6 protein-coding genes are annotated in these 6,615 nt (G+C 69.2%); 1 reads left to right on the top strand and 5 read right to left on the bottom strand.

Going from position 1 to position 6,615, the window contains the following annotated elements; translation table 11 throughout:
* The 5 genes from AC1DXV_RS12450 to AC1DXV_RS12430 form a co-directional block, all read right to left on the bottom strand.
* The coding region (locus tag AC1DXV_RS12450; RefSeq protein ID WP_477933794.1) for an NAD(P)-dependent oxidoreductase at positions 1–468 on the bottom strand (468 nt) is incomplete at its 3' end.
* A 19-nt stretch (positions 469–487) separates the two neighbouring features.
* Positions 488–1,474, bottom strand: a complete 987-nt coding sequence (locus AC1DXV_RS12445) for a tripartite tricarboxylate transporter substrate binding protein (RefSeq protein ID WP_477865627.1) — start codon at positions 1,472–1,474, stop codon at positions 488–490.
* Positions 1,471–3,177, bottom strand: coding sequence for a long-chain fatty acid--CoA ligase (locus AC1DXV_RS12440; protein WP_477865626.1), 1,707 nt, complete (start codon positions 3,175–3,177; stop codon positions 1,471–1,473). The genes AC1DXV_RS12445 and AC1DXV_RS12440 overlap by 4 nt, the downstream gene beginning before the upstream one ends.
* Positions 3,178–3,243: 66 nt before the next feature.
* Positions 3,244–4,557, bottom strand: coding sequence for a type II toxin-antitoxin system HipA family toxin (locus AC1DXV_RS12435; protein ID WP_477933792.1), 1,314 nt, complete (start codon positions 4,555–4,557; stop codon positions 3,244–3,246).
* Entirely contained in the window at positions 4,557–4,862 is a 306-nt protein-coding gene (locus AC1DXV_RS12430; protein ID WP_477864721.1) for a helix-turn-helix domain-containing protein, read from the bottom strand. The genes AC1DXV_RS12435 and AC1DXV_RS12430 overlap by 1 nt, the downstream gene beginning before the upstream one ends.
* A 187-nt stretch (positions 4,863–5,049) precedes the next feature.
* On the opposite strand from AC1DXV_RS12430, the gene AC1DXV_RS12425 reads away from it, so the two are divergent.
* A complete protein-coding gene (locus AC1DXV_RS12425; protein ID WP_477933790.1) occupies positions 5,050–6,588 on the top strand; it encodes a 3-hydroxyacyl-CoA dehydrogenase in 1,539 nt (512 codons plus the stop codon).
* The last annotated feature ends 27 nt before the right edge of the window (positions 6,589–6,615 follow it).

Raw genomic sequence — 6,615 nt, 5'->3', positions numbered from 1 at the left:
GATCCAGCCCGCCACCGGGTAGCCCAGCGGCAGGAAGGCCCGCGCCACCGCCTGCCCGACGGCCCCGAGCCCGAGCAGGCCGACGCGGCACTGCGCCGCCGCCCGCACCGGGTGCCGCAGCCACTGCGCCGCGGCCTGCTGCTGCGCATAGCGCCCGAGATCCCTGGTGAAGCCGAGCGTGCAGGCCAGCACGTACTGCGCGATCTCGCAGCCCTGGTTCGGATCGACGACGCGCGCCAGCACGACCGACGCCGGCAAGTCCGCCGGCATCAGCTTGTCGACCCCCGCGCCGATGCTGCACACCAGGCGCAGGTTCGGCCAGCGCGCGAGCTGCCCCGGCTGCAGGCGCCACGCGAGCAGGGCCTCGACGCGCTCCGGCGGCGCCTCGTCGTCGCTGGTCCACACATCGATGCCTTGGGCCGCGCGCCGCAAGGCGCCGGCATACGGCGCCACGGGCAGGGGTGACACCAACGCAAGCACGCCCACGTCAGGCCTTCGCGGCGAGGCCGAGGCGCTCGATCAAGGCCTTGTCCTTCACGAAGGTCTCGCGCGCCCAGGCGGCGTAGTCGTCGCCGCTGCGGTACCAGGCTTCCTGGTTCAGCTGGTCGAGCAGCTCGACGTGCCGCGGGTCGTCCATCGCCTTCTTGAAGGCATCGTGCAGCGTCTTCACGATCGCCGGGTCCATGCCCTTCGGCCCGACCAGCCCGTACGGCGAGCTCGACACCACGCCGTAGCCCAGGTCCTTCGCGGTCGGCACGTTCGGCCAGCGCTTGGTGCGCCGCTCGCCGAAGGTGACGAGCAGCCGCATCTGGCCGTTGTCGACGAACTTGTCCCAGCCGGTCGCATCGCTCTGCGCCATCACGTGGCCGCCGAGCAGCGCCTGCTGCAGGTCGGCGTTGCCCTTGAACGGGATGTGGTTCAGCCGGACCTTCGCGTTGTCGGCCAGCTCTTCCATCAGCAGGTGCGGCGAGGTGCCGATGCCGGTGGAGCCGTAGTCGATCTTGCCGGGCTCGCGGCGCGCTGCCTCGATGTAGTCGTTGAAGGTCTTGAACGGCGAATCGGCGCGCACCGTGAAGCCGAAGGTGTAGCCGGAGACGCCCATGATGAACGTGAAGTCGTTGATCGGGTGCCAGTTCACCTTCTGCATGTGTGGCAGCCGCAGCATGCCCATCGGGAACTGCGCGAGGGTGTAGCCGTCGGGCTTCGCCGTCTGCGCCATCATCCCCGGCCCGAGCGTGCCGCCGGCCCCGGGCTGGTTCTGCACGATGACGTTCTGGCCGAGCAGCTTGCCGGCGATGTCGGCCAGCGTGCGCAGGTGGCGGTCGGTGGAGCCGCCGGCCGGCCACGGCACGATCAGCGTGATGGGCTTGCTCGGGAAGCTCTCGGCGCGCAGCACGCGCAGCGGCGCCGCCAGGGCCGCGCCGCCGGCGGCGACGATCAGCGAGCGTCGCCGCAACAGGGGGATGGGGGTCATGGGCTGTCTCCAGGTTGGGGTGTCGATGACGTGGCGAGTTCGCGCTCCTGCAGCTCGCGCCACATCACCTTGCCGGTGCCGGACTTCGGCAGCGCGGCGACGAACTCGACGATGCGCGGGCTCTTGTAGGCGGCCATGTGCTCGTGGCTCCACGCGATCAGCTCCTGCGCGGACACGGCCTCGTGGCCGGCGCGCAGCACCACCAAGGCCTTCACCGTCTCGCCGCGGTGGGCGTCGCGGGCGGCGATCACGCAGGCCTCGAGCACGGCCGGGTGGCGGTACATCAGCGATTCGACCTCGGCCGGCCACACCTTGAAGCCCGACGCGTTGATCATCCGCTTGAGCCGGTCGACCATGAAGAAATAGCCGTCGGCATCGACCTGCGCGAGGTCGCCGGTGCGCAGGAAGCGGCGGCCGCCGATCTCGATGAAGGCGTCGCGCGTGGCGGCCTCGTCGTTCCAGTAGCCGCGCATCACCTGCGGGCCGTGCACGACCACCTCGCCGGTCTCGCCGGCCGGCACCTCGGCGAGCGTGGCCGGGTCGATGACCCGCGCGTCGACATCGAACACCGGGATGCCCAGGCACTGCGGCTTCGGCCGGTGCGGCGGGTTGATGTGCGTCGCGGCCATCGCCTCGGTCATGCCGTAGCCCTCGACGTAGTCCAGCCCGGTCAGCTCGCGCAGGCGCGCCGCCACGGCCGCCGGCATCGCCGCACCGCCGCCGCGGATGCCCTGCAGGCTGCCCAGGTCGTAGTCTGGCAAGCGCGGGTTCGACAGGAAGTCGACCACCATCGTCGAGATCGCCTGCAGCACCGTCGCGCGGTGGCGCTGGATGCACCGGGCGGCGGCGTCGCGGTCCCAGCGCGCCAGCACCACCATCGTCGCGCCGAGGTACAGCGGGCCGTTCAGGCTGCCGGCCATGCCGGTGACGTGGAAGAACGGCAGCACCGACAGGTACACCGCATCCTGCGTGCGGCCGAACCACTGCACGCCGCCGACCAGCGTGCTCATCACGCTGCGGTGGGTGTGCATGCAGCCCTTGGGCTGGCCGGTGGTGCCGGAGGTGTAGGGCATCACGCACAGGTCGTCGGGGCCGGCGGTGAGCGGGCCGGGGCGAAGATTTCTTGCGAGGGCGTCACGCCACGCGGTGAGGTTCGGTGCGTCGAACGAGCGCGGCGTGGCCGAGACGGCCTCGGGCACCGGCAGGTCGGTGGGCACGGTCAGCGCATCGGCATAGGTGACGACGAGCAGCCGCTGCAGGTGGTTCTCGCCGACGTCATCCAGCAGCGGTTGCATCTGGGCCAGCAGGTCCTGCGGCACGATGGCGACGCGCGCGCCGCTGTCGTGCACGTAGTGGCGCAGCTCCTCGCTGCGGTTCATCGGGTTGACCGGCACCACCACCGCGTTGGCGCGCAGGATGCCGTAGAACGCCATCACCCATTGCGGGCTGTTCTGCAGGTAGAGCAGCACGCGGTCGCCGGCCTGCACGCCGGCTTCATGCTGCAGCCAGCCGGCGATGCGCTCGCTGCCGGCCAGCAGCTCGGCATACGTCATCACGCTGTCGTAGAAGATGACCGCCGCCTTGTCCGGAAAACGCTGCGCCGACACCTGCAGGTTGTGGAAGACGTTGGTCTGCGGCAGCGTCAGGTGGTGCGGCAGGCCGGGCGGCCAGTGGGCAAAGTGGGCGGGGAGGGCAGACGGCATGGAAAAGCCATGCTAGGAGCGGGGCGGGGGCTTGTAAACACGGTGAATCCCGCTGTCGCCAAGGTGTCAGAGGCGCTTCGCCGTCATCAGGAACTTCTTCGCATGGCGGCGCACACCGGCCGAGATGGTGCTCCAGACCGGGTCGGGGAATCCCTTCGGGAGCAAGGCCTCGACTCGATCGAGTGCCGGATCCACGACCTCCACCATTTCGACCATGTTGAGCCACACCGCTTCGCCCGCCTGCTGGGCCAGCTGGTGCCAGTGGCGAGGCTCGATCTCGCCGAATTTCCAGTGTGCGTTCCTGGAACGCAGCGCCATCGCGAGCCCGGCATCCTGGTACGGCAGTTGACGCGCGCCCTTGCCGATGATGGGCCAGGCCGACAAGACGTCGTAGAGCGGTGTCAACGAGTAGGCGCCACCTTGGTGTATGAAGATGGAAAAGTTCTTCGCATGGCCGTCGGGTGCCGCCAGCAGCCAGAAAGCAAGCTGAGCCAACGTGAACTCGAGGCGCGCGAGCCACGGCGCCTCGCTGTTGCCCAGTACCTCAAGGCATTCCCGAATGCCCGGGCCACCGTCCTTCTCATATTTGGCTGCGGGAGGCTTGCCGGCGGCCTGGCACAGGTCTTCCTGCGGAAGCCGAAGCAGGTACGCGTCGGGGTCGTCGGTCCACTGGCGGTCGAATCGCTCCACGACGAGGGCGCGCTGTTCACCGAAGTGGGCCATCTCGGTGGTGGCCACGTCGAGGCCGAGCTCGCGAAGGATCTGGGCGCACAACCATTCGTTCTCCACCGAGGCGCTGAAGTCCGCGTCGTACTTCGTCACCTTGCCCAATGGGAGCTTGAAGATGTGAGTGGTCGGCGTGGCATTCAGAGGCCGGCACCAGCTTCCCCGGTGCTTGAGCAGCGCGGTCTTCTCCTGCGCGCCGGCAATGGAAATGCGGAAGTCGTCCGTGGGTCGGGCTGCCGCGAAGGCCGGCGTCACGGGCACCTCGCGCAAGATGCGCTCGATGTCGCGATCGGTGAGGCGTTCGTACTCGACCCGGCGGATGTCGTGAGGCTCCTGGCCCACTGGGAGCAATTGAGCTGCACCCACACAATCGCGCCCGATGGCTGCAAGCAGGTCGAAGGCATCTGTGGAACGCGTGCCGTACCGGCTTCGGATGCGCCGCCGGATGTCATCGTTGTCCGGCAGCAGGTTGTCGAAGTAGTTCTCGACCACTGCTCCGCGCAGATGCCCCGTGGAGGTGAGCGGCAGCGACAAGGACAGCGGGCGTGCGCGCTCGGAGGCGAGCCAGCTCGATGCGTACTCGAACGAGTGCGAGTGCTCGTCGGACCAGGTGCCCACCAACTCGCCATTCATCCAGACGGTGAGTTGGCCCATCACCAGCTTCCGGTGGACTTCTTCGCTGCACGAATCCGGGAAAGGGGCTGGGTGGCCGGGCCCTTGCCGGTGGGGACCCAGCCGCCTCCATCGGATTCCCGCAAGAGCATCTGCGCGCCGAGCGCCGAGAGCATCTTGTGCAGCTGCGACACGCTCACGGAGCCCGGGTCGCCCTCGATGTCAGCGATGCGGGATTGCTTGACGCCGAGGAGCCGACCGAGGTCTGCCTGCGTCAGCTTGCGCGCCTTGCGCAAGGCGCGAAGATGCGGTGAGAGTTGGGCGATGGTGGCAACCTGCAAATCCATGGGTATGTCCGATCAGCGATAAAAATTGAATATCGCCAAAATACAATATCAAGTAAATATCGTGAATTGTCAATGTTCAAGGAAGATTGGCAATGAGCGATTTCCGCGAGGAGACCTTGATTGACAGTCGAAGACGGCGCCGAGAACAATCGCCGGCTGTCTCGAGCTCGAAGAACGGTGTTCCGCAATGCAGACCGATCCCCCGGATGAACAACCTCGTTTCGCCACCGCCCCGCTGACCCTCGGCGTGGTCGGCGCCGGCGTGATGGGCATGGGCATCGTGCAGATCGCGGCGCAGGCCGGGCTCGCGGTGCGGGTCTTCGATGCGCGCGAGGGCGGCGCGGCGGCGGGCTGCGAAAAGCTCGCCATCACGCTGCGCACGCTGCACGAACGCGGCAAGCTGAGCGCCGAACAGGCGGCAGCCGCCACCGCGCGCTTCGCGCCGGTCGCCACGCTCGAGGCGCTGCGCGACTGCGATGTCGTCATCGAGGCGATCGTCGAGGACCTCGGCGCCAAGCAGGCGCTGTTCGCCCAGCTCGAGGCGCTGGTGCGCGACGACTGCGTGCTCGCGAGCAACACCTCGTCGCTGTCGGTCACCGCGATCGCGGCCGCATTGCGGCTGCCGGCGCGGGTGGCCGGCTTCCACTTCTTCAACCCGGTGCCGGTGATGAAGGTGGTCGAGGCGGTCGACGGGTTGCTGACCGACCCGGCCGTCACGCTGAACCTGCTGGCGCTCGGCCGGCGCCTGGGCCACACCGCGGTGCGCGCGAAGGACACGCCGGGCTTCATCGTCAACCACGCCGGACGCGGCTTCGGCACCGAGGGCTTGCGCATCCTCGCCGAGGGCGTGGCCGAGTTCCACGCCGTCGACCGCGTGCTGCGCGACGTGGCCGGCTTCATCGTCGGCCCGTTCGAGCTGATGGACATCACCGCGCTCGACGTGTCGCACCCGGTGATGGAATCCATCTACCGCCAGTACTACGACGAGCCGCGCTACCGGCCGCAGCCGCTGACGCGCCAGATGCTCGCCGCCGGCCTGGTCGGGCGCAAGGCCGGGCGCGGCTTCTACCGTTACGACGGCGGGCAGAAGCAGGCGATCGCCGAGGCGGCGGCACCGGCCGCGCGGCCGGCGTCGGTGTGGCTCGCGCCCGATGCGCCGGCTGCATTGCGCACGCTGGTGGCCAYGCTYGGCGTGCCGCTCGACGACGGCGCCGYGCCGYGTGCCGAGAGCCTGTGCGTCGTCGCACCGGTCGGCGACGATGCGACGACCTGCGTGCAGCGCCTCGGCCTCGATGCGCAGCGCACGGTGGCGGTGGAGACGCTGTTCGACCTGTCGCGCCGCCGCGTCGTGATGACCACGCCGGCCACCACCGCCGCCTGGCGCGAGGCGGCGCACGGCCTGTTCGCGGCCGACGGCGTGCCGGTCACCGTGATCCGCGACAGCGCGGGGCTGGTCGCGCAGCGCGTCGTCGCGACCATCGTCAACATCGCCTGCGACATCGCGCAGCAGCGCATCGCGACGCCGGCCGACATCGACCTCGCCGTCAAGCTCGGCCTGAACTACCCGCTGCCACCGCTCGCCTGGGGCGACCGGCTCGGCGCGCGCACGGTGCTCACGATCCTCGAACGCATGCACGCCTTCTACGGCGATCCGCGCTACCGCCCGAGCCCGTGGCTGAAGCGGCGTGCGCTGCTCGGGCTGTCGCTGCTGGCGGATGAAGCCTGAGGACGCCGACAAACGCGCGACAAGCGT

This window comes from Rhizobacter sp. P3_C12, from assembly GCF_056402735.1.
This window is presented reverse-complemented; position numbering and strand designations above follow the sequence as displayed.